Genomic DNA, 21,222 nt, shown 5'->3' on the forward strand with positions numbered 1-21,222 from the left:
GAAATCCCGGGTAGAATAAAGGGGGGCGCAATCGTCCGAAAAACAGACCTGCCACATCCCGGGACCGTTCCTCTTCACGCAGGTGCAGAACAGCACAGGAGAAGACGATCCTTATCCACCGAACGTGAGCCGAAGTGCCATGCAAAAAAATAAAACATCGAAGCCGGACCCGATCTACATGACGCCCGCCTGCGCCCGGAGATTGAGGGCCGAGCTCAAAGAGACCCTGTACCAGCTGAGGCCCGAGATGGTGAAAACCGCGGCCTGGGCCGCAGGCAATGGCGACCGGAGCGAAAACGCAGATTATCATTACGCCAAAAGAAAACTAAGGCAATATGACGGGCGCATCCGTTTTCTGTCGAAACGCCTGGAGGCCGCAACGATCGTCGACCCGGTCGAACAACAGAAAGTCGCCAAGGGCAGGGTGCTTTTCGGCTGCACCGTCACGGTCGAAAACGAGGAGGGAGAAGAGAAGGTTTACAGCATTGTCGGCACGGATGAGTTTGACGCCTCGCGCGGTTACGTGAGCTGGGCGTCCCCCATCGGCCACGCCCTTCTCGGCTCATCAGTGGGTGATGTTGTCTCCTTTGCAACCCCCGGCGGCCAAGCGGAACTCGAGATCATCAAGGTCGAGTACAAAGACCTCGGATAAAAGCGGCCGCAGGTGCCGAAAGGGACCGCCCCGACCGAACACCCAAAAAAGGAGGCCGTGAGATATCCCCCCCTTGTAAGCCCTCCCCCTCTCGATTAAACTTTCTCTTAAACCTCCCCCTTCAACATCGAGGCCCCGATGGAAATCACCCTCGTCCTTGCCATCCTGGTCGTCGCCATCGTCCTGTTCGCCACCGAGTGGCTCCGCATGGACCTGGTCGCCCTCCTGGTCCTGCTGGCCCTCGGCCTGACGGGTCTGGTGAGTGTCGAGGAGGCCTTTTCCGGTTTCAGCAACCCGGCGGTCATCACGGTGGCGGCGATGTTCGTCATCAGCTCGGCCATCGCCAACACCGGGGCCACGGGCCGGCTCGGCGAAAGGCTGATCCAGATAGCCGGCGACAGCGAGCCGCGCCTGATCGCCGCGGTCATGGCCACGGCCGCCCTCTTCTCGGCCTTCATCAACAACATCGGCTCCACGGCGGTCCTCCTGCCCCTGGTCGTCACCATGGCCCGCAAGGCCAAGACCCCTCCCTCGAAGCTCCTCATCCCCCTGGCCTTCGGCTCGCTGATGGGCGGGGTCTGCACCCTCATCGGCACCCCGCCGAACATCCTCATGAACGAGTTGATGAAGGAGTACGCGGGGCAGTCCTTCTCCATGTTCGACTTCACCCCCATCGGCCTGGTGGTGGTGGCGACCGGCATCCTCTACATGACCTACGCCGGCAGGCACCTGCTGCCCCGGCGCAAGAGCGGCACCCTGACCGAGGCTTACCAGGTCAAGGAGTACATCACCGAGGTGGAGATCCACGAGAACTCCCCCCTGGCGGGCAGGACCATCACCCAGAGCGGGCTGGAGGAAGAGTTCGAGCTGAAGGTGCGGGCCATTCTGCGGGGCAAGCAGAAGATCCCCTTTCCGCGCCGCAACCGCAAGATCCATGAGGGCGACACCCTCTTTCTGGAGGGCAATCCGGAGGGGATCCTGAAGGTGCGTACGGAGAAGGGGCTCTCTGTCGTCCCGGAGCGGGACAATCCGGTGGCGAATAAATCGGATAGGAACCTGGTGGTCGTGGTGGAGGCCAGCCTCACCCCCACCAGCGAGATGGCCGGCAAGACGCTGCGCGATGTCCGCTTCGGAGACACCCACGGGCTGACGGTGCTGGCGATCTGGCGCAGCGGGGCGCCGGTGGTCAAGCGGGTCGACCACGTCGTCCTCAAGTTCGGCGACGTCCTGCTGCTGCAGGGGCCGGAGGAGAAGGTCGTGCACCTCGGCAAGGAGCACGGCTTTCTGCTGCTGGGCGGCGTCCCCATGGCCTCCTACTTTCCCCGCAAGGCCCCGGTGGCCCTCGCCACCCTCGTCGGGATGGTGCTCCTGGCCGCCACCGGCGTGCTGCCGATCATGCTCTCGGCGGCCCTGGCCGCGACGCTGATGGTCATCACCCGCTGCGTGACCATCAGCGAGGCCTACGACAGCATCGACTGGTCGATCATCATCCTCATCGCCGGGACCCTCCCCCTCGGGCTGGCCATGGAGAACAGCGGGGCGGCCCGGTTCCTGGCCGACCTGATCATCAGCCAGGTCGGGCCCTACGGCCCGTGGATGGTCCTCGGTGCGGTCTTTTTGCTGACCTTCGCCCTGACCGAGGTCATGAGCCACGCGGCGGCGGCGGTGCTGATCGCCCCCATCGCCTTCAACACCGCCCTCGACCTTGGCGCCAGTCCCAAGCCCTTCTTCATGGCCGTGGCCATCGCCGCCTCCTCCTGCTTCATGACCCCGATCAGCCACCAGTCCAACGCCCTGGTCATGGGCCCGGGCGGCTACAAGTTCTTCGACTACATCAAGGTCGGCACCCCCCTCAACTTCGGGGTGTGGGTTATCGCCACCCTGATCATCCCCCTCTTCTTCCCCTTCTGAAGCCCGCCCTTGCGGCCGGCGGCTCAGAAATGGTCTTCGCGGTAGTCGGGGACGGCGTGGTACCAGTCGGGGTGGAGCCTGGCCCGGGCGACGGCCGCCTCGGTCTCGGCCAGCAGCCGCAGACGGTCCTTGGGGTAGGAACCTGCCAGTTCGAGAAAGTTGGAGACGTGGTTGGAGCGCAGGATGGTCTTTTGCGGGGCGAGGAGGCGCAGCATCTCCAGCGCCTCCTCGAGAATCTCCCCCCGGGAAAGGGGGGCGATGGAGCGCAGGAAGTCGTGGTTGTGGCGCACGAAGAGGGTCAGCAGGGAGAAGTACTCGGGGGAGAGCTCCGTGATCCACTCGGCGGTGGCCCGGGCGTGCTCCAGGGTCCGCTCTTGTCCGGCCAGGCCGAGGATGGCGGTCACGGAAAGCTTCATGCCGGCCCCCTTCGCCCTGCGGCAGAGGGCGAGCATCTCCTCCGGCGGGTAGCCCTTGCCCACCGACCGCAGTGTGGCGGCATCGCCGCTTTCGAGCCCGAAGTAGAGGATGCGCAGCTTCTTTTGCCGCAGCAGGGCGAGTTCGGCCCCGTCCTTGCCGGCCAGGCTCGCCGGCGAGGCGTAGGCCCCGACCCGGGTCAGGCCGGGGAAGGAGTCGGCGAGCAGGTCGAGGATCTCCGCCAGCCCCTCCTGGGGGTAGGCGAGGGCGTCGCCGTCGGCGAGAAAGACGCGCCGGATATGGGGGCGGTGCGAAGGGGGGACGAGGGCGATCTCGGCGCGGACCTCCTCCACCGGGCGGGCGCGGTAGGCCTTCATCTTGTACATGCCGCAGAAGGTGCAGCGGTTCTGGGAGCAGCCGACGGTGATCTGGAAGATCAGGCTGCGGGCCTCGCTGGGAGGACGAAAGAGCGGCTCATGGTAATCGAAGTAGTAGTACACCAAAACCTCCGTGGCGGCCGACTCCCCAGCAAAAAAACGGCGGGGGCGGCATGAGACTGCGCCTTCCCTTCCGCTACCTGGAACCGACCATTTTCTCCGGGCTCCTCGACGACCCGCTCCTGCTGGCCCGAATCCGCCCCCTGGGGCGGAGCATCCTGATCGACTGCGGCCAGATCCACCACCTGGCAAAGCGGGTGGTGAAGTCTCTGGACGCGGTCTTCGTGTCCCACGCCCACATGGACCACTTCATGGGGGTCGAGACCCTGACTCGCAATGTCCACATCTCCCCCCGGACCGTCGATCTCTACGGTCCGCCGGGGATCGCCGAAAAGATGACCCACAAGCTCGCCGGCTACGACTGGAACCTGCGGGAGGCGTTCTGGGGCTCCTACCGGGTCCACGAGGTCGGTCCCGAGACGATCGCCTCCCACCTCCTCTCGGGCCCGGAGGGGTTTGCATGCCGGCACCTGGAGGAGCGGCCGCGGCGGGACAGGACGATCTACCGCAACGGCTACCTGACGGTCGAAGCGGAAATGTGCGACCACAAGATCCCGGTGCTGGCCTTCAAGCTGACCGAGAGACCGGCCTTCGCCGTGGACGAGGCGGAGCTCGCCGCCCGGGGCCTGGTCAAGGGGCCCTGGCTGGCGACCCTGAAAAAAAAGTTCTGCGAGGGGGCGTTGGACGGGGCGCCCGTGACGATCCTGCGCCGCTGCGGGGACGGAGTGGCGCAGGAGCGGATCGGCGACGGCGCCGCCCTTTACCGGGAGATCCGCCGCCGGCATGACCCGGCGAGCATCGGCTACGTCACCGACATCGCCTTCAGCGAAGCGAACCTGGAGACGATCCGGAATCTGATGCGGGGGGTCACCCTGCTGGTCTGCGAATGCTCCTACCTCGCCGAGGACCGGGAGCGGGCCCGCAAATCGGCCCACCTCTGCACGACGGACGTCAACACCATCCTGAAGGAGCTGCGCCCCGCCTACTTCGTCCCCATGCACCTTTCGAAAAACTACCTGGGGCTCAGCGGGCTGCTCTACCGGCAGCTCGAGGTGCCCCCGGGGACGACCCTGCTGCGCCTGCCCGAGCACGTGACCCCCCGGCCGCTCCTGCCCGGCGAGGTCGGCCGGATCTAGGCGGGCAGTTTGCCCCGGGAAGAGCCGGCGGGGCCATCGAGAGGCAGACGCAGGGAGAAAGTGCTCCCCTGGCCCTCGGCGCTCTCGACCCGGACCGCCCCCCCGTGGGCCTCCACCACTTCCTTGACCAGGGCCAGGCCGAGACCGGTGCCGCTGATCTTCGCGCGAACCCTGCCGCGGAAGAAGCGCTCGAAAACGTTCTCCTGCTCGTCGGCGGGGATGCCCAGCCCCCGGTCCGTTACCGACAAAATCACCGTCTCCCCCTCCCCTCGAGCCCCCAGGGTCACCGTGCCGCCCTCGGGGGAATACTTGACGGCGTTGGACAGAAGGTTCTTCACCACCTGCTGAAGGCGGCTCTCGTCGCCCTGGACGGGTGGCAGGTCGGCGGGGCACTCGAGCACGATCTGGTGACGGGAGGCCGACCTGCGGAAGAGTTCGGCCACCTCCTCCAGCAGGGGGGCGAGGGAGACCGAGGCGAGCTGTTCCAGGCTGAAACCGGCCCGAAAGCGCTGCAACGCGAGGATATTGTCGATCAGGTCCCCCAGTCTGAAGCTCTCCTTGAGGAGGATGGCGAGGTACTCCCGCTGCTCTTCCCGCTCGAGCTCGTTGTCGAGCATGAACTCGGCGAAGCCGATCATGGCGGTCAGGGGGGTGGACATCTCGTGGCTGATGCCGGAGAGGACCTCCTCCTTGAGCTGAGCGAGCTTCTCCTCGGCGAGCCTCTTTTCGGTCACGTCCCGAGCCACCTCGACGCAGGCGGTCACCTTCCCGTCGGCGTCCTTGAGGGGACAGGATGCCACCTCCAGGAAAAGGGGACCCCGCTCCGTTTCGGCCCGGGTCTCCCGGCGGTGGATCCGACCGTCGGCGAAGCTCTTCTCCACCAGGCACCCCTCGCAGATCTCGTCCCGGNCCTGATAGGCCTGGTAGCACAGCTCGCCGAGGTGCCTGCCCTGCCTCCGGATGTGGTTTTCGTTCTGGAAGACGACCCGAAAATCGCTGTTTTGAACCGTGATGCCGTCGTCCATCGCCTCCATGACCGCCTCGACCTTGTTCTTCTCCTCGATCAGGGCCGCCTCGGCCCTCTTTCGCTCGGTAATGTCCCGGACATTGGAGACCATGCACTCCTGCTGGCCGGCCCGGGCCAGCTTGATGTTGACCTCCACCGGCAGTTTGGTCCCGTCCTTGCGCCGCTGCTCCGTCTCGAAGCGGACCGAGCCCTCCCTGCGGGCCCGGGCGACCAGATCGTGCCAGTCCTGCAGGCCCATGACGTTGTCGGCATAGTCCCCGACGGTCATGCCAAGGAGCTCCTCCTGGCTGTAGCCCAGATTCTCGCTGGCCGTCTGGTTGGCGTAGAGGATCCGCCCCGTCTCCGGGTGCCCGAAGAAGATGGCGTCGCTGGCGCTGTCGACGAGGGTCTTGAAGACCTGGTGGTTTTCGATCAGGGGGGCGGACGGCGGGATGGGGTCGAAGATGGCGAGCTTGACCGTTCGGCCGTCGGCGAGGAGACAGGGGCAGTTGAGGGAGTCGTACCAGAGCCCGTCCTTTTCGCTCTGTACCTGCCAGCGGATCGTTTCGCCGGCAAAGACCCGGTCGTTGACGCACCAGGGGCAGACGCTGTCGCGGCCGTGGAGAATTTTATAGCAGAACTGCCCGGTGGCGTCGAAGCCGGTGCGCTCGACGGTCTTCCGGTTCATGTACTCGATGCGGTGATCCTCTGAGCAGACGTACACGAAGTTGGGGAGGTCATCGAGGACCGTCCGGAAAAAGTCGCCACCAACTTTCGAGATCGTACCCGAAACCGCTCGGTTCGCATTATCCATTGTCTTCTCTATCCTTTATGCCGTATCGATCGACCTATTTCTGGTTGCATGCGCGGTTGCCGGAAGAGGGGCGGCCCCGAATCCTTGCAAATCCCAATGCAAGAACGCAACCAAACTGAGCAGTTGCCACCTATTCCCGGCAGAGGCCCCGGCCGCGCGGGCGGGCCTCCCCCTTTTTCTCCAGACAGGGTGGTTCCTGCCGGAAAATTGTCACACCTGGGAACCTTTCTCAAGAAGAGCCGGCTTTTTGGCAGGGAGGGTCAGTCGGTTTCGCCGAGCCGCTCGATGGCCCGCAGGTGCATGCGGGCCTCCTCGGCCACCTCCCGGGTGCGGGCCGCGTCGAGGGCGGAGAGGAAGTACTGGTATGAGCTGGTCACGCAGCGCGGCTTGTGCATGAGCGCCTTGCCGGCGCCGAGGTAGGCGCGGTCCACGGCCGGGTCGGCCTGCCGCTCGGCGGCATAGCGCCGGAACAGGGAGAGGGCCAGGTCGTACTCCCCCGAGGCCAGCAGAAAGTCGCCGATGGCCAGCAGGTCCCCGGACCCGACCCGGCTCCTTCCCTCCCGGCCTCCAAGCTCAAGATAAAGGGCCGCGGCCCCGGCCCGGTCCCCGGAGCGCAGCCGTTCGGCGATGCGGCGCGGCAGGCCGACTTCGCCTGTCTCGGGGGGCGGGGCGGGACGGGGCGCTCTCTTTACGACGCGCAGCCTGGGAGAGCGGACCTGCCCCGAGCGCCCCGGAAGCCGGTCCATGCCGTAGGCCAGGCCCAGCCCCCCCAAGAACCCGCCGATGTGGGCGCCGTGGGCCACCCCCGACATGGCTCCGCCCCCGCTGGCCAGAAAGGGCAGCAGATTGTCCACCACCAGGTAGAACCCGAGCACAAAGCGGGCGGGAATGGAAAAGGTGGTCATGATGAAAGGGAAGAGAAAGACGAATGTCTTGACCCTGTTGCGGGGGAACCACAGGAAATAAAGTCCGAGCACCCCCGAGATCGCTCCGGAGGCCCCTACGAGGGGAATCTGGGAGCCGGGCACGAAGAGGGCGAAGAAGAGGGTGGCGGCCACCCCGCAGCCGAGATAGGCCAAGAGGTAGCCAAGTCGGCCCATGCGGTGTTCGACGTTGTCGCCGAAGATCCACAAAAAGAGCATGTTCCCCGCCAGGTGCATCCAGCCGCCATGGAGGAAGATCGAGGAGAAGAGGGTGAGGAGGGACGACTCGGCGGGGCGGTATCCGAAGCGGAAGACGAACAGGTCGTAAGCGGAGACCTGCTCGAGCAGGGTCTCGGCGGAAAATGCCCCCCGGGCGCCGAGGGCGCGCAGGTAGTCGAGCAGCAGGGGGTCGTTCAGGTCTGGCTGGGAGGCCGTCAGGGGGAGGGAGAGGAGGAGAAAGACGGCGACGTTGGCGCCGATCAGCAGGTAGTTGACAATGGGAGTCCCCCGCGGGTTGGGGGTGTCGCCGATGGGCAGGAACATGGGATTGCCTCACGCTGGGCCGGAGAATCTCCGGAAGGGGCCAAAGAGCCATATCTTAGCACAGCACCATGAGGTTGCACCCTTGCTTTTTCGGCCCCGCCCCGCTATGCTCCCCGCCACGGAGGAGTCCCTTGAACATCCTGTACGCCCTCGACCTCATCGGCACCGCCGCCTTCGCCGCCTCGGGCGCCTGGGCCGGCATCCGCCGCCGCATGGACCTCTTCGGGGTGCTGGTCCTGGGGATGGTCACCGCCACCGGCGGCGGCACCCTGCGCGACATCCTGCTCGGGGACACCCCCCCTTTCTGCCTCAAGGACGAGACCTACCTCTACCTCTCCCTGGCCGTCTCCCTGGCGATCTTTTTCTTCAACCGCAGACTCGACTCCCTGCGCCACCCGCTCCTTTACTTCGACGCGGTGGGGCTGGGAACCTTCGTGGTGATCGGCACCGGCAAGGCCCTCGAATTCCAGATGGGGGCCCTCGGCGCTGTGATGATGGGGGTCATGACCGCCACGGCCGGCGGGGTGATACGCGACGTCCTCTCCAACCAGGTCCCCCTCATCCTGCGCAGGGAGGTCTACGCCTCGGCCTGCCTGGCCGGGGGCGTATTGCTGGTTCTGCTGCACAGCAGCCCCCTCCCCGCCCCCATGGCGGCCCTGGTCGCCGCCCTGGCCGTCATCGCCCTGCGCCTGCTGGCCATCCGCCACGACTGGGCCCTGCCCCGGGCCAAGGACTGACGGGGGAGCGCCTTGCATTTTTTCCCGGAGCTTTTACCATTAAAGTTCCGATGCTCTTCATTTTGCTTTGCCCCCTTCCAGGGAGGATTGAATCAATGTATTCCGTCAGACTGGCCGGCACTGAAAAAAACTACCGGGTGGGAAAGATCGTCTGCCTGGCGCGCAACTACAGCGAGCACATCAAGGAACTCGGCAACGAGGTTCCGGACAAGCCGGTTCTCTTCATCAAGCCCTCCAGCAGCATCATCGGCCACCGGGAGTCTGTGGTCATCCCGTCCTACTCCGGCGATTGCCACCACGAGGTGGAACTGGCCGTCCTCATCGGCAAGTGGGGCAAGAACATCTCCGAGCAGAAGGCCCTCTCCCACGTGGCCGGCTACGGCGTGGCCATCGACATGACCCTGCGCGACGTGCAGAACACCCTGAAGGAAAAGGGGCTGCCCTGGGAGGTCGCCAAGGGGTTCGACACCGCCTGCCCCCTCTCCGAATTCATTTCCGCCGACCAGGTGCCCGACCCCCACGACCTGCACATCAGCCTGCAGGTCAACGGCGAGACCCGCCAGGACTCCTCCACGGCCTGCATGATGCGCCGCATCCCCGCCATCATCCGGGACGTCTCGGAGATCTTCACCCTGGAGGAAGGGGACATCATCCTCACCGGGACCCCCGCCGGGGTCGGCCCCGTGGTCTGCGGGGACAAGATGCGGGCCGAGATCGAAAAGGTGGGATCCCTCGAGGTCGCGGTGCAATGAGCCGAAGGGTTGTCCTTATCGGGCCGGGACGGCTGGGCCAGGCCGTGGGCAAGCTGCTGGTCGATGCCGGGTACGAGCTCCGCGCCCTCGTCAGCCGGGACCCCGGGAGGGCGGTGGCCGCGGCCCGCTTCGCCGGCTGCCGGAAAGCCGCCACAACCGACCTGTCCAAGGCCCGGGAGGGGGACCTGGTCCTGCTCGCCCTGCCCGACGACCACCTGGAGGAGATGGCCGCCGCCCTGCGCCGGGAAGGACATCTCCACCCCGATGCGATCCTGGTCCACTTCAGCGGCATCCACCCGGCCGCCATCCTGCTTCAGGGCGACAAGCCCCCCCGCCAGGCCCTCTCCATTCACCCCCTGCAGAGCTTCGCCGACTCCGTGATGGGAGTCCGCAACCTGCCGGGGAGCCCTTTCGCTGTCGAAGGGGCCGAAGAACTGCTGCCCCTGGCCGAGAAGCTGGTGGAGGACCTGGGCGGCACCCCCTTCCGCATCGCCGGCGACCAGAAGGCCCTTTACCATGCCGCCGCCTGCGTGGCGTCCAACTACCTGGTAACCCTGACCGCCGCCGCCGGCCAGATCCTCGCCGCCTGCGGCTTCGGGCAGGACGAGGCGGTCCGGCTGCTGTCCCCCCTGTTGAGGGGAACCGGGAAAAACCTGGCGGCCCTCGGGCCCGAGGCGGCCCTGACCGGCCCCATCGCCCGCGGCGACGTGCAGACCGTGACCAGGCACGGCCAGGCCATCGCCGCCCTGCCGCCGGACCTGAGGGAGATTTACAGTGTCATGGGGCGCAAAACGGTTGAGTTGGCAAAGCGAAAGGGGACTCTGGACGAAGCGACGGGGAAAGAGATCCTGGAGATCCTGAGCACCATTGAAAGGGGCTGAGCGGCTCTCAGCTCTCCGCTCTCAGTTCGGCGGCACGGCGCAGGCGGTTGGTCAGCAGGTGGGCCTGGCGGGTCGGCTCGGGCATGCGGTAGCGGGTTGTGCAGGCGAGGGTCAGTTCGGCGGCGGCGGCCGGATCGGTCAGGTGGCCGGGAGAAACGTACAGGGGACGAACCCCGTCCCGGGTGCGCAGCACGTACCCCACAAGCTCCCCGGCCAGGGTCAGGGGGGGCGCGCTCCCCCTTGGCGAGACCCGGGTCGCGGTGCTCGCCGCAGAGGCGGCTCTTGGCGCATCCCACGGTCGGCAGCCCGAGCCACAGCCCGAGGTGACTGGCGAGCCCCAGGCGGCGCGGGTGAGCGATCCCCTGGCCGTCCACCAGCACCGCGTCGGGCCGGGTTTTCAGGCGACGAAAGGCCTCGAGGGTCACGGGGAGTTCCCGAAAGGAGAGGAGCCCGGGGACATAGGGGAAGGTCGTCCGGCCGCAGGCATGGACCTCCTCGACCACCTCCAGACCGGGCAGGGAAAGGACGACGACCGCCGCGAAGAACTCCTCGCCGTGCATCCGGTAGGAGACGTCGGCCCCCGCCACCCGCCTCACCTCCGGGGGAAGCCCGCTCGCCAGGGAGACCCGCCCGGCCAGCTCCCGTTGCAGCTCGGCCGCCTGCCGGCAGTTCAGATCCCAGTCGTGCAACCGCGGGAAATCCATCCCCCCCTCCCCCTCCGGCAGGACTCAGTCCGTAGGATTCACCACGTTTCGGGGAGCACCTTCCTGGAAGGCCTTGACGTTGGCCGCCACCTCGGCCATCAGGCGCTGCCGGGAAGCCTTCGTCGCCCAGGCCTGGTGGGGGGTGATGAAGCAGTTTGTAAGGGCCAACAGGGGGTTTTCTCTCGGCGGCGGCTCCTGGCTCAACACGTCGAGACCAGCCCCGGCCAGCCGCCCCGCCTTGAGAGCCTCGGCCAGGTCCGCCTCGTCGATCAGGGGGCCGCGCCCGGTGTTGATCAGAAAAGCGCTCTTTTTCATCAGGGCGATCCGCTCGCTGTCGATCATCCTCTCGGTCTGGGGCGTCAGCGGACAATGAAGGGAGACGACGTCGCTGGTCCCCAGCAGCTCCTCCAGGGGCACAAAACGAACCTCCTCCCCAAGGCCGGCGTCCCGGCGCTTCTCCGGATGGGAAGTATGTACCAGCACCGTCATGCCGAAGGAAGAGGCGATCCGGGCCACCCTCTGGCCGATCCGGCCGAAACCGACGATCCCCATGGTCAGCCCGCTCAGCTCAACCAGGGGCCGATCCCAGAAGGAAAAATCCTCCGCTTCACACCAGTGGCCCAAGCGGACCAGGTGACCATGGTGAGCGACGTGCTGAGCCAGTTCGAGAAGGAGGGCGAAGACCGTTTGGGCCACAGAGGGGGTGCTGTAGCCGGGGACGTTTGTGACCGGGATGCCCCGCTGGCGGGCGGCCTCGACATCCACCACGTTGACCCCCGTGGCGAGAACCCCGATGTACTTGAGATCGGGCAGCTCGAGGATCAGCTCCCGATCGAGGATCACCTTGTTGGTCAGGAGCATCTGCGCCCCATTGGCCCTTTCCCGCACCTGGTTCGGGGCGGTGCGGGGATATACGGTCAGACGGCCCAACTCCTCCAGGCTTTCCCAGCTCAAGTCCCCCGGGTTGAGGGTATGGCCGTCGAGCACGACGATTTCCATGGTTTTCTCCCTAGTAGTCTTCGAAACTATAATCGGCAACAGGCGTCAACACAGGATCACCGGAAACTCAAGCTTCCAGGCTGACCCGGTTGCGCCCTTCCTGCTTGGACCGATACATGGCGGCATCGGCCCTCTGCAGCAGGTCATCGACGCTGTCCCCCGGGCGAATCGCAGCGACCCCGAAGCAGGCGGTAACGGTCCCGTCCGCTTCGGCGCAAGTTCCCCCGGCGACTCCCTGGCGCAGCAAATCAGCGGTGCACAGCGCCGACGGGGCCTCGGTTTCAGGGAGCAGGACGACGAACTCCTCGCCGCCGTAGCGGCCGACCAGGTCGGTCCTGCGCACCCCGGACCGCAGTTGCCCCGCGAACCAGCGCAGGGCCCTGTCCCCGGCGAGATGCCCCTGAACGTCGTTGATCCGCTTGAAATGGTCGATGTCGGCGAAAATCACCGAAAAGGCCGTTCCGTAGCGATCATAGCGCTCCTTCTCCCTCTGCAGGGCCTCGAGAAGGGCGCGGCGGTTGGCGACCTGGGTCAGCGGGTCGATGCGCAGCATCTTCTGCAGGCTGTCGTTGAGCTCCTCCACCTGCAAAGTGGCCGTGGCGTCAGAGAAGATCTCCACGGCCCCGGCAATCACTCCGGCCCCGTCCCGAATCGGCGCCACCTTGACGGCCACCGGCACGCGGTGACCCTCCTTGTGGCGGAGAAAGACCCGCTTCTCGACGCCCCGGCCGCTCTCCAGGCAGTCAGTCAGAGGACAGCTGCTCTTGCAGAGGTGGAGGTTCCGTCCGTCGACATGGTCGAGAATGTTGTGGAAACATTGCTTGTGAAGGATTTCCCCGACGCTGTAACCACTAATTTTTTCGGCCGCCCGGTTCCAGTAAAGGAGTCTACGTTCTGTATCGACGTAGTAAACCCCCTCGGCGAGGTTATCGAGCATCTGCTTGAATAAATCCGGAGCCAATTCAGCCATCGCCCGCCTTTCCGGAGACAATGCCCTTCCGTTCCTGAAAACCGCGCCGGAAACATCGGAAAGGCACAGGTCAACCATCGGTTCACATGCGCTATGGAATTATCACGTTTTGCGCCGCCAGGGAATCAAAAAGCGGCCGCCTCCCCTCATTCTCCTTGAACTCGGCCGTTTGATATTGCTATATTTCCCGCGTGGCAAACCACTCGAAAGGGTGGGGCGCAAAGCCTCTGGCCTAAATCCCCGAAAAGGGACATGGCAGCAGGGTTGCGATCTCTCCTCAGTCCCCTTCCATGCATCGTGCAACCCGGCAGCCCTGCATTCTTTTACGCTCTTCTCCCTTCCGGCCCCCCCTTGTGAAAGAGGTCGGTCAAACCAGGGGCAATCGGGCGATCAATTACCGGCGGACACGGCACGGTCAGAGGTGTTCATGAACGCCCGACGGGGCGCAACAACAACGATTCAGAGATGACCATACTTTTCAAGCGAGGTGGGCTTACATGAACGTGCGGGATTACGTTATTTTTTCCATTGTCGGGAGTACCTGCCTGGTGGTCGTCCTAGTTTTGACCGCCCTTTTCGAACGCTACATTCTGCAGACAAGCCTCAACAAGAGGATCGATTATTTTCGGAAGGTGCTCAACGAGGAACTGCAAACGGCGATCAGGGCGTACAAGAGTTCCCTCAACCAACAGGACCACCTCTACCGGACCATGGTGGAGACGCGCTCCGAGAGGATCGTCCACCTCTTCAACACGACCTTCGGCATCCTGAAGAAGGGGAACTCCGCCCCGACGGGGGAAACCCCCGAGGAAGCGAGGCAGAGGTTCAATGCCATCTCGCGGGAAATCTTCCTCTTTCTCGAATACTTCGCCCGCCACTCCATCCACCTGGAGACCGCCACCACCGACCTGATCCAGGCCCGGGCCGAAACCCTGAAGGACCTGGCCGAGGCCCTGGGAGAGGTCCGCCCCCCCGAGAAGAATGTGGAGAAGGAAAAAAAGACGGATAAGGTGAAGCCGCCAACCCTCGCCGCCCTCGACCTGGCCTGGAGAAGAGCGGAACCCTCCCTGCGGGAGATCCGGGACCAGATCAAGGAGGAATACGACGGGATCTACAAAACCCCGGACGGAGCGGCCACCAACTGGTCGTGACTCTTCCTCCCCTCGCCAGAAGAAGCGAAACGCCCCCGGGAAGTCATCCCGGGGGCGTTTCGCGTTGTTCGGCAGGGAGCACTAACTCCCCCCCTGTCCACAGCGAGGACTAGACATTACTGTGCCCATTGAAGGTAATGCCCAAACCACCTGCTCTCCTGATCGTTTAATTTGCCGTCATCGGGCAATCCGGCTGGCTTGAGTTGGCTGGACCAGGCCTCAAGCTCTGTCGCCAGAGCGGCGGCGACGTCCGGCTGTTGTTTAAGAACATTTACGGTCTCGGCGGGGTCGCTACGCAAATCGAACAAAAACCGACCACCATCGGCAAGGTGCAGGTATTTCCAAGGCCCGTGACGAACCGCTGCCTGGTTCCAAAACCGCCAGAACAGGGGGCGGTCCGGCCAAGGTGCCTCCCCGTTCAACAGTGGCAGAAGATCTACTCCGTCCATCTCGGATACTGGCGGCAGGCCCGCGGCAGCGAGAACGGTCGGCGCAACGTCCAATGTACTGGCCGGTTTGTCCACAATCTGCCGACCGGGAATCTCAGCCGGCCAACGCAAAAGATAGGGGACGCGGACTCCTCCTTCGAGGAGCATACCCTTTTCACCGTTCAACGGGAGATTTACCGATCCGTCCCAACCATTCATGTGGAGTGGCAGATCCTCTTTGTCGATCCAGAGAGGAGCTCCGTTGTCACTGATAAAAAAGATCAGGGTGTTTTCGGAAATCCCGTAGTCTTCAAGACGGTCCAGGATTCCCCCCACACCATCATCGATGGCGGAGAGCATCGCCAAAGCATGCCGCCGCCGTTCGGGCATCTCGCCAGGGAAACGATCGAGATAATCCTCCGTCGCCTCAAGCGGAACGTGCGGCGCGTAGTAAGCGACATAGAGAAAAAATGGCTCGCCGAAGTGCCGATCAATGAATGCCAGGGCCGCTTCGGTCTGCACGTCGACACGGAACCGGTCAATATCGACCCATTTTTTCCGCCCATCGGGTTGGTCCTCGCCGTCCAGGGTATAGGTGGCCAAGTATCGAGTCATGGATCCGAAAAAGATTTCCTTGAAACCACGATGATCCGGCAGGAACGGCCGAACAAATTTCGCCGGCACCCTCCTTGGGTCAGCACCGTCAGGAAGATAAATAGCATTCCAAGCCAATGTCCCTGGATTCGGCTCCAGGTGCCACTTGCCCACCATGCCCGTCGCGTATCCTCCCACTGTCATCCGATCGGCCAATGTCATCTGGTCCAGCGGTAGCGGGCCATCTGCAATATCATCGAATCCGAAACGCTGCTGATACCGGCCTGTCAATAGACCTGCCCGCGAGGGGGAACACTGGGGGGCGGTAACGTATCCAGCTGTCATCCGCACGCCTTCGGCCGCAAAACGATCCAGATTCGGCGTACGAATGTCATCCAAAACGCCCTGGCAGCCCAGATCGGCATAACCCTGGTCATCCGTAAACACCACAATGATGTTAGGACGAAGATTCGAAGTCGCAGACGACGGCTTCGAGCCAACGCAACCCCAGAGCCCTGCGGTCAGTACCCCTCCCAGACCTACCTTGATTATCAACGGCAGGAATCGCAGCCAAAATGTTTTTCTCATCACACTCCTCTAAATAGGGTCATTGAAAAGTTTCGCCCCATCTGTCCTCCACTGCATGGCCACTCCACTACCGATATATTCTGCATCCACAAAGGACAACGAAGCACGGCGCAATATATATTCTCATGCATGTGAGAATCTTTAGCTGCCAAAAGCATCGAGAGCGCTCTTTGGCTTTTCTTCCATCGCTAAAATACTCATCACCTCGTCCGCATACCGCCCTTTTCGCAACAAATCAGCCATTAACCCCATGGTTCGGTTAATATGAGAAAAAAACGTTCTGTATCCCGCGCAGAGATAGTTCAGTCCCGGTTGACCAGCAGGAGTCTTGATGAATCTATTCTTTGGACACCCTCCATGACAGGCAAACCGCACCGCACATTTCCGACAATACTGCGGCAGCGATTCCGATTTAAACTGCCCGAACAGGCGTTGGTTTTCTGAACCCACCAATTCAACCATTGGCGTCTCACGAATATTTCCCAACCTGTGGTCGGGTTCAACAAAATGATCGCAGGAATATAAATCACCGTTATGCTCAAGTGCAAGAGCATGGCCGCAGTCCTTTGAGAAGATGCAAAGAACTGGCGGCATCCCGAGCCAATTGGCCAGCGCGGCGTCAAAATGCTGGACAAACATTTTACCGACATCATGGCGCGCCCACTCGTCGAATATGGCAATCAGGAAGCGTCCGAACTGCTTCGATCTGACTGAAAAATCCGTCACATCAGTTCGGTCTTGTGTTCGTGGCAGCTCATCCCTTTCTTTCTGCTCAACAATCGGGATGAATTGAATATATTCAGCTTTCAGGTCGTCTCTTAGAAAACGATAAACCTCCAGTGGGTTATTTTCGTTGCCGGCGTGAATGGTGCACAAAACGTTGAAATCCACTTGATGTTTCTGGAGGAATTGCCACCCTCTCAGCACTCGCGCAAAGGTACCCCGCCCATGTTTATCCACACGATAGGCATCATGCATATTTTGCGGACCATCAACACTCAAACCGATGAGAAAGTTGTGCTGCGAAAAAAAACGACACCAGTCATCGTCCAATAGCGTTGCGTTTGTTTGCAAAGTGTAGGTGACATGCTGGGAAGGTTTTTTGAATTTTTCGACAAGTGCGACGGAGCGTTGAAAAAACTCCAGTCCCATCAGCGTCGGTTCACCCCCTTGCCACCCAACGACCACTTCAGGGGTTTTTTGAGATTCCAATAATTGTCGAAGGTATGTTTCAAGCAGGTCGTCAGGCATGCGAAACTGACTCCCCGGATAAAGATGCTCTTTCTCCAAGAAAAAACAATACTGGCAGCCCAAATTGCACATGCTTCCTGTTGGTTTTGCCAAAACATGATAAGAGTTTTCAGAAATGGACAGCATGTCTACCCGCTAATACCTACTCGGTTAAGTTTAATTGTCTCCAAAAACACAACCTGCTGGGTTGGCAGGAAGCTTCGACAACTCCATCTTTACTTCAGGCAGGGGCGGCATGACTACCTCTTCATTTCGTGGCAAACTGTCAAGCGATAACTATCTCAGGGCAATTTTAAAGATTCGCATGAAAAGGGGAAAGTCAAACAAAGAGAACTCCTCTCCCACGCTCTCTACCGCTCCTGCCTCACCTCAGACCTTTGTCACTTCCGGCCCGATCTTCAGACGCCCCAACAACCTCAAAAACGAAAGCCCCCGGAGACCCGGGGGCTTTCGTTTTTGCTTTAAATATGAACGTGCATCCGTTTTTCCCTACTGTTCCTCGAGCAGCACCGCGTGAGCGGCGGCCAGCCGGGCGATGGGCACCCGGAAGGGGGAGCAGGAGACGTAGTCGAGGCCGATCTGGTGGCAGAAGATGACCGAGGAGGGCTCGCCGCCGTGCTCGCCGCAGATGCCGAGCTTGATGTTCGGGCGGGTGGCGCGTCCCTTGTCGCAGCCCACCTTCACCAGCTGGCCGACGCCGGCCTGATCGATGGCGACGAAGGGGTCGTTGGGGAAGATCTCGCGCTCGACGTAGAAGGGGAGAAACTTGCCGGCGTCGTCCCGGGACAACCCGTAGGTGGTCTGGGTCAGGTCGTTGGTGCCGAAGGAGAAGAACTCCGCCTCCTCGGCAATGGCGTCGGCTGTCAGCGCCGCGCGGGGCAGCTCGATCATGGTGCCGATCAGGTACTCGACTTCCACCCCGTAGCGGCCGACGACCTCGTCGGCGATGCGCACCGCGTTGGCCCGCAGTATCGCCAGTTCCCTGACCTCGCTGACCAGCGGGATCATGATCTCGGGGACGATCTGATACCCCTCGTCCTTGACGAGTTCGCAGGCGGCCTCCATGATCGCCTGCACCTGCATGTCGTAGATCTCGGGGAAGGTCACGCCGAGACGGCAGCCGCGGTGGCCGAGCATGGGGTTGAACTCGTGAAGGAACTCGACCTTGTGCTTGAGGGTGGCGGCGGTGACGTTCATCACCCCGGCCAACTCCTCGATGTCCTCGTCGCTCTGGGGAAGGAACTCGTGCAGCGGCGGGTCGAGCAGGCGGATGGTGACCGGAAGACCCTTCATCTCGCGGAACAGGCCGAGGAAGTCGCCCTTCTGCATGGGCAGGATCTTCGACAGGGCCCGCTTGCGCCCCTCGAGGTCCTCGGCGAGGATCATCTCGCGCACCGCCATGATGCGGTCGGCCTCGAAGAACATGTGCTCGGTGCGGCACAGGCCGATCCCCTCGGCGCCGAAGTCGCGGGCGACCTTGGCATCGTGGGGCGTGTCGGCGTTGGTGCGCACCCGCAGGCGGCGGTACTTGTCGACCCATCCCATGAGGATGCCGAACTCCCCGGTCAGTTCAGGCTGAACCGTCGGCACCTCGCCCTTCATGACCTCCCCGGTGGAACCGTCGAGGGTGATGACGTCGCCCTTCTTGATCACATTGCCCTTGGCGGTGAACTGCTGGGTCTTGTAATCGACCTTGATGTCGCCGCAACCGGCCACGCAGCACTTGCCCATGCCGCGGGCGACGACCGCCGCGTGGGAGGTCATGCCGCCTCGGGCGGTGAGGATCCCCTGGGCGGCGTGCATGCCGTGGATGTCCTCGGGGCTCGTCTCGACGCGGACCAGGATCACCTTGAGGCCGATTTTGGCCGCCTCTTCCGCCTCGTCGGCGGAGAAGACCACCTCGCCGCTCGCCGCTCCGGGGGAGGCGGGCAGGCCCTTGGCGATGACGTCCTTGGCCGCCTTCGGGTCGAGAGAGGGATGCAGCAGCTGGTCGAGCTGCTCCGGCTCAACACGCAGCACCCCTTCCTTCTCGCTGATCAGGCCCTCCTTGACCATGTCGACGGCGATCTTCACCGCAGCCTTGGCGGTGCGCTTGCCGCCGCGGGTCTGGAGCATGTAGAGCTTGTCCTTCTCGATGGTGAACTCGATGTCCTGCATGTCGCGGTAGTGCTTCTCGAGGATCTGCTGGATCTTCATCAGCTGGCCATAGCACTCGGGCATGACCTCTTCCATGGAGGGAAGGGTGCCGTCGCCGCCGGCCTTGTTGATCGGCTGGGGGGTGCGGATGCCGGCGACCACGTCCTCGCCCTGGGCGTTGATCAGGAACTCGCCGAAGAAGACGTTCTCACCGGTGGAGGGGTTGCGGGTGAAGGCCACGCCGGTGGCGCAGTCGTCGCCCATGTTGCCGTAGACCATCGACTGAACGTTGACCGCGGTGCCCCACTCGGCGGGGATGCCGTTGAGCTTGCGGTAGGTGATGGCGCGGGGATTCATCCAGGAGCCGAAGACCGCGCCGATGGCGCCCCAGAGCTGTTCCTGGGGATCGTCCGGGAACTCCCTGCCGATCTCCTCCTTGACCTTGGTCTTGAACAGGGTGACCAGTTCCTTCAGGTCTTCGGCGGTCAACTTGGTGTCTTCTTCGACGCCGCGGCTCTCCTTCATCTGCTCGAGGATGTGTTCGAGAATGTCGCCGTCCATTTCGAGCACGACGTTGCTGTACATCTGGATAAAGCGGCGGTAGGAGTCGTAGGCGAAGCGCAGGTCGCCGCTCTGCTCGATGATGCCCTGGACGGTCTTGTCGTTGAGCCCCAGGTTGAGGACCGTGTCCATCATGCCGGGCATGGAGGCGCGGGCGCCGGAACGGACCGAAACCAGCAGGGGGTTCTTGGAATCCCCGAACTTCTTGCCCATCAGCTTCTCGACCTGGCGCAGCTTCTCGTCGACCTGGCCCTTGAGTTCCGCCGGATACTGGCGGTCGTTCTTGTAGAACTCGGTGCAGACATCGGTGGTCAGGGTGAAGCCGGCCGGGACCGGCAGGCCGATAGAGGTCATCTCCGCGAGGTTGGCGCCCTTGCCACCGAGCAGGTTCTTCATGTCCCCTTTGCCTTCGGCTTTCCCATCGCCGAAGAAATACACGTACTTCGTCGCCATCTGATTCTCCTCCTCCAAGGTTAGCGAAACTAAATTTTCCTTCTTCCTGGCCGCTATATATTTAGCTAAAATAAAAAAGCCGCTTAGAGATCTAAGCGGCTATCTTGGCAAAATCGGCAATCCCTTCGAAGAGGCGGGCCACTGTCGTCAGCATGGCCAGCCGGTTGGTTCGCAAGGCCTCGTCCTTGGCCATGACCATGACCCCTTCGAAGAAGTCATCGACCGGGCCGCGCAACGTGGCGATGGTGCGCAGGGCGCTTTCGTAGTCGCCCTTGCCGACGCTGCCGGCCACCTCGGCACCGACCTTCTCGAGGGCCGTCCAGAGGGCCCTCTCGCAATCGGCCTCGAAAAGATCGGAGCGCACCGGAACCTCCACCCCTCCCTTGATGATGTTCACCACCCGCTTGAAGGCGACCGCCAGAGGTTCGAAGTCCTCGCGGCCCTTCAGGTCGGCCAGGGCGGCGACCCTCTCCTGGGCATCGAGGGGATCGTCGAAAGATGCGGAGAGCACCGCGTCGACCGCATCCTGGGGATGGCCCTGAGCGGTGAGCATGTTGAAGAAGCGCAGGCGGATAAACTCGATCACGTCGGCCTTCACCTCCTCGGCCGGGCGGGTCAGCTTCTCGGCGAGCAGTTCCACCGCGTCCCCCACCAGTTGGGGCAGGGAGAAGCGGAAGCCGCGCTCCAGAATGATCGACAAGACGCCGATGGCGCTGCGCCGCAGAGCGTAGGGGTCGGCCGAGCCGGTAGGGATAAGGCCGACGCCGAAGCAGCCGCAGATCGTGTCGACCTTGTCGGCGATGGAGACGAAAGCGCCGACGTTGTCGGAAGGAAGCTGGCCGCCGGCCTCGACGGGCAGGTAATGTTCAAAGATCGCCTTTGCGACCCGAGGGTCTTCCCCCTCCATGGTGGCGTACTCCCGCCCCATGATCCCCTGCAGTTCGGGGAATTCGTAGACCATTCCGGTCTCCAGGTCGCACTTGGCCAAGAGCGCAGCCCGCTCGGTGAGGGACTCGGCCCCCGGCTCGAACTGGCGGGCCAAGCCGAGGGCCAGGGTGCGGAAACGCTCGACCTTCTCAAAACTGGTGCCGAGCTTGGCCTGGTAGACCACGTTCTTGAGT

General features: G+C 63.1%; 16 protein-coding genes, 2 pseudogenes and 1 riboswitch. Of the genes and pseudogenes, 7 read left to right on the top strand and 11 right to left on the bottom strand.

What is annotated here, in order from left to right; genetic code table 11:
• Window positions 1-139: 139 nt before the first annotated feature.
• Window positions 140-652 carry a transcription elongation factor GreB gene (greB, locus tag C0617_RS01770; RefSeq protein ID WP_291315301.1) on the top strand — a complete coding sequence of 171 codons (513 nt, stop codon included), beginning with the start codon at window positions 140-142 and terminating at the stop codon, window positions 650-652.
• Window positions 653-790: 138 nt separating this feature from the next.
• Window positions 791-2,563 carry an SLC13 family permease gene (locus C0617_RS01775; RefSeq protein WP_291315302.1) on the top strand — a complete coding sequence of 591 codons (1,773 nt, stop codon included), beginning with the start codon at window positions 791-793 and terminating at the stop codon, window positions 2,561-2,563.
• 23 nt (window positions 2,564-2,586) lie between these two features.
• Here C0617_RS01775 and C0617_RS01780 read toward each other — a convergent pair whose 3' ends face one another.
• A complete protein-coding gene (locus C0617_RS01780; protein WP_291315303.1) occupies window positions 2,587-3,477 on the bottom strand; it encodes a radical SAM protein in 891 nt (296 codons plus the stop codon).
• Window positions 3,478-3,527: 50 nt separating this feature from the next.
• Between C0617_RS01780 and C0617_RS01785 the strand changes: the two genes are divergently transcribed.
• Complete coding sequence (locus tag C0617_RS01785) at window positions 3,528-4,610, top strand: MBL fold metallo-hydrolase (RefSeq protein WP_291315304.1); 1,083 nt, start codon at window positions 3,528-3,530, stop codon at window positions 4,608-4,610.
• Here the strand turns inward: C0617_RS01785 and C0617_RS16945 are convergent.
• The 3 genes and pseudogenes from C0617_RS16945 to C0617_RS01790 form a co-directional block, all read right to left on the bottom strand.
• On the bottom strand, window positions 4,607-5,519 hold a 913-nt coding region (locus C0617_RS16945), incomplete at its 5' end, for a HAMP domain-containing sensor histidine kinase (protein WP_365888828.1). The two genes, C0617_RS01785 and C0617_RS16945, sit on opposite strands and share 4 nt — an antisense overlap.
• Window position 5,520: 1 nt before the next feature.
• Window positions 5,521-6,430: pseudogene (locus C0617_RS16950) on the bottom strand (PAS domain S-box protein); the annotation flags it as partial.
• Window positions 6,431-6,690: 260 nt separating this feature from the next.
• Window positions 6,691-7,896 (bottom strand): rhomboid family intramembrane serine protease, encoded by a 1,206-nt coding sequence (locus C0617_RS01790; RefSeq protein WP_291315305.1) that lies wholly within the window; start codon window positions 7,894-7,896, stop codon window positions 6,691-6,693.
• A gap of 131 nt (window positions 7,897-8,027) precedes the next feature.
• Here C0617_RS01790 and C0617_RS01795 point away from each other — a divergent pair, with 131 nt between their 5' ends.
• The 3 genes from C0617_RS01795 to C0617_RS01805 all read left to right on the top strand — a co-directional run bounded on the left by C0617_RS01795 (window position 8,028) and on the right by C0617_RS01805 (window position 10,266).
• Window positions 8,028-8,633: a trimeric intracellular cation channel family protein gene (locus C0617_RS01795; protein ID WP_291315306.1), complete on the top strand. Its 606-nt coding sequence runs from the start codon at window positions 8,028-8,030 to the stop codon at window positions 8,631-8,633.
• A 95-nt stretch (window positions 8,634-8,728) separates the two neighbouring features.
• Window positions 8,729-9,385 carry a fumarylacetoacetate hydrolase family protein gene (locus C0617_RS01800; protein WP_291315307.1) on the top strand — a complete coding sequence of 219 codons (657 nt, stop codon included), beginning with the start codon at window positions 8,729-8,731 and terminating at the stop codon, window positions 9,383-9,385.
• Window positions 9,382-10,266 (top strand): Rossmann-like and DUF2520 domain-containing protein, encoded by an 885-nt coding sequence (locus C0617_RS01805; RefSeq protein WP_291315308.1) that lies wholly within the window; start codon window positions 9,382-9,384, stop codon window positions 10,264-10,266. The genes C0617_RS01800 and C0617_RS01805 overlap by 4 nt, the downstream gene beginning before the upstream one ends.
• A gap of 7 nt (window positions 10,267-10,273) precedes the next feature.
• Here C0617_RS01805 and nfi read toward each other — a convergent pair.
• The 3 genes and pseudogenes from nfi to C0617_RS01820 all read right to left on the bottom strand — a co-directional run bounded on the left by nfi (window position 10,274) and on the right by C0617_RS01820 (window position 12,939).
• A pseudogene (nfi, locus tag C0617_RS16955) lies at window positions 10,274-10,970 on the bottom strand (deoxyribonuclease V).
• Between the two features lie 24 nt (window positions 10,971-10,994).
• Window positions 10,995-11,969, bottom strand: coding sequence for a D-2-hydroxyacid dehydrogenase (locus tag C0617_RS01815; protein ID WP_291315310.1), 975 nt, complete (start codon window positions 11,967-11,969; stop codon window positions 10,995-10,997).
• 67 nt (window positions 11,970-12,036) lie between these two features.
• Complete coding sequence (locus tag C0617_RS01820) at window positions 12,037-12,939, bottom strand: sensor domain-containing diguanylate cyclase (protein WP_291315311.1); 903 nt, start codon at window positions 12,937-12,939, stop codon at window positions 12,037-12,039.
• A gap of 183 nt (window positions 12,940-13,122) precedes the next feature.
• A riboswitch (cyclic di-GMP riboswitch) is annotated at window positions 13,123-13,211 on the top strand.
• Window positions 13,212-13,436: 225 nt separating this feature from the next.
• On the opposite strand from C0617_RS01820, the gene C0617_RS01825 reads away from it, so the two are divergent.
• The gene (locus C0617_RS01825) at window positions 13,437-14,090 is read left to right on the top strand and encodes a hypothetical protein (protein WP_291315312.1); all 654 of its coding nucleotides are present in this window, start codon (window positions 13,437-13,439) and stop codon (window positions 14,088-14,090) included.
• 116 nt (window positions 14,091-14,206) lie between these two features.
• On the opposite strand, the gene C0617_RS01830 is transcribed toward C0617_RS01825, so the two are convergent.
• The 4 genes from C0617_RS01830 to glyS all read right to left on the bottom strand — a co-directional run.
• Complete coding sequence (locus C0617_RS01830) at window positions 14,207-15,700, bottom strand: sulfatase-like hydrolase/transferase (protein ID WP_291315313.1); 1,494 nt, start codon at window positions 15,698-15,700, stop codon at window positions 14,207-14,209.
• A gap of 141 nt (window positions 15,701-15,841) precedes the next feature.
• The gene (locus tag C0617_RS01835; RefSeq protein ID WP_291315314.1) at window positions 15,842-17,077 is read right to left on the bottom strand and encodes an anaerobic sulfatase maturase; all 1,236 of its coding nucleotides are present in this window, start codon (window positions 17,075-17,077) and stop codon (window positions 15,842-15,844) included.
• Between the two features lie 363 nt (window positions 17,078-17,440).
• Window positions 17,441-20,101, bottom strand: coding sequence for a pyruvate, phosphate dikinase (gene ppdK / locus C0617_RS01840; RefSeq protein WP_291315315.1), 2,661 nt, complete (start codon window positions 20,099-20,101; stop codon window positions 17,441-17,443).
• Window positions 20,102-20,192: 91 nt separating this feature from the next.
• Window positions 20,193-21,222, bottom strand: a 1,030-nt coding sequence (gene glyS, locus C0617_RS01845) for a glycine--tRNA ligase subunit beta (RefSeq protein ID WP_291315316.1), incomplete at its 5' end; no start/stop codon positions are given.

The sequence above is a fragment of the Desulfuromonas sp. genome, assembly GCF_002868845.1.
Classification (GTDB): Bacteria; Desulfobacterota; Desulfuromonadia; order Desulfuromonadales; family BM501; genus BM501.

Excerpts from the sequence above, each read along its gene's own strand:
- C0617_RS01785 (WP_291315304.1), top strand. The coding sequence starts at position 3,528 with ATGAGACTGCGCCTTCCCTTCCGCTACCTGGAACCGACCATTTTCTCC.
- C0617_RS01805 (WP_291315308.1), top strand. The coding sequence starts at position 9,382 with ATGAGCCGAAGGGTTGTCCTTATCGGGCCGGGACGGCTGGGCCAGGCC.
- greB (WP_291315301.1), top strand. The coding sequence starts at position 140 with ATGCAAAAAAATAAAACATCGAAGCCGGACCCGATCTACATGACGCCC.
- C0617_RS01825 (WP_291315312.1), top strand. The coding sequence starts at position 13,437 with ATGAACGTGCGGGATTACGTTATTTTTTCCATTGTCGGGAGTACCTGC.
- C0617_RS01800 (WP_291315307.1), top strand. The coding sequence starts at position 8,729 with ATGTATTCCGTCAGACTGGCCGGCACTGAAAAAAACTACCGGGTGGGA.
- ppdK (WP_291315315.1), bottom strand. The coding sequence starts at position 20,101 with ATGGCGACGAAGTACGTGTATTTCTTCGGCGATGGGAAAGCCGAAGGC.
- C0617_RS01835 (WP_291315314.1), bottom strand. The coding sequence starts at position 17,077 with ATGCTGTCCATTTCTGAAAACTCTTATCATGTTTTGGCAAAACCAACA.
- C0617_RS01820 (WP_291315311.1), bottom strand. The coding sequence starts at position 12,939 with ATGGCTGAATTGGCTCCGGATTTATTCAAGCAGATGCTCGATAACCTC.
- C0617_RS01815 (WP_291315310.1), bottom strand. The coding sequence starts at position 11,969 with ATGGAAATCGTCGTGCTCGACGGCCATACCCTCAACCCGGGGGACTTG.
- C0617_RS01775 (WP_291315302.1), top strand. The coding sequence starts at position 791 with ATGGAAATCACCCTCGTCCTTGCCATCCTGGTCGTCGCCATCGTCCTG.
- C0617_RS01830 (WP_291315313.1), bottom strand. The coding sequence starts at position 15,700 with ATGAGAAAAACATTTTGGCTGCGATTCCTGCCGTTGATAATCAAGGTA.
- C0617_RS01790 (WP_291315305.1), bottom strand. The coding sequence starts at position 7,896 with ATGTTCCTGCCCATCGGCGACACCCCCAACCCGCGGGGGACTCCCATT.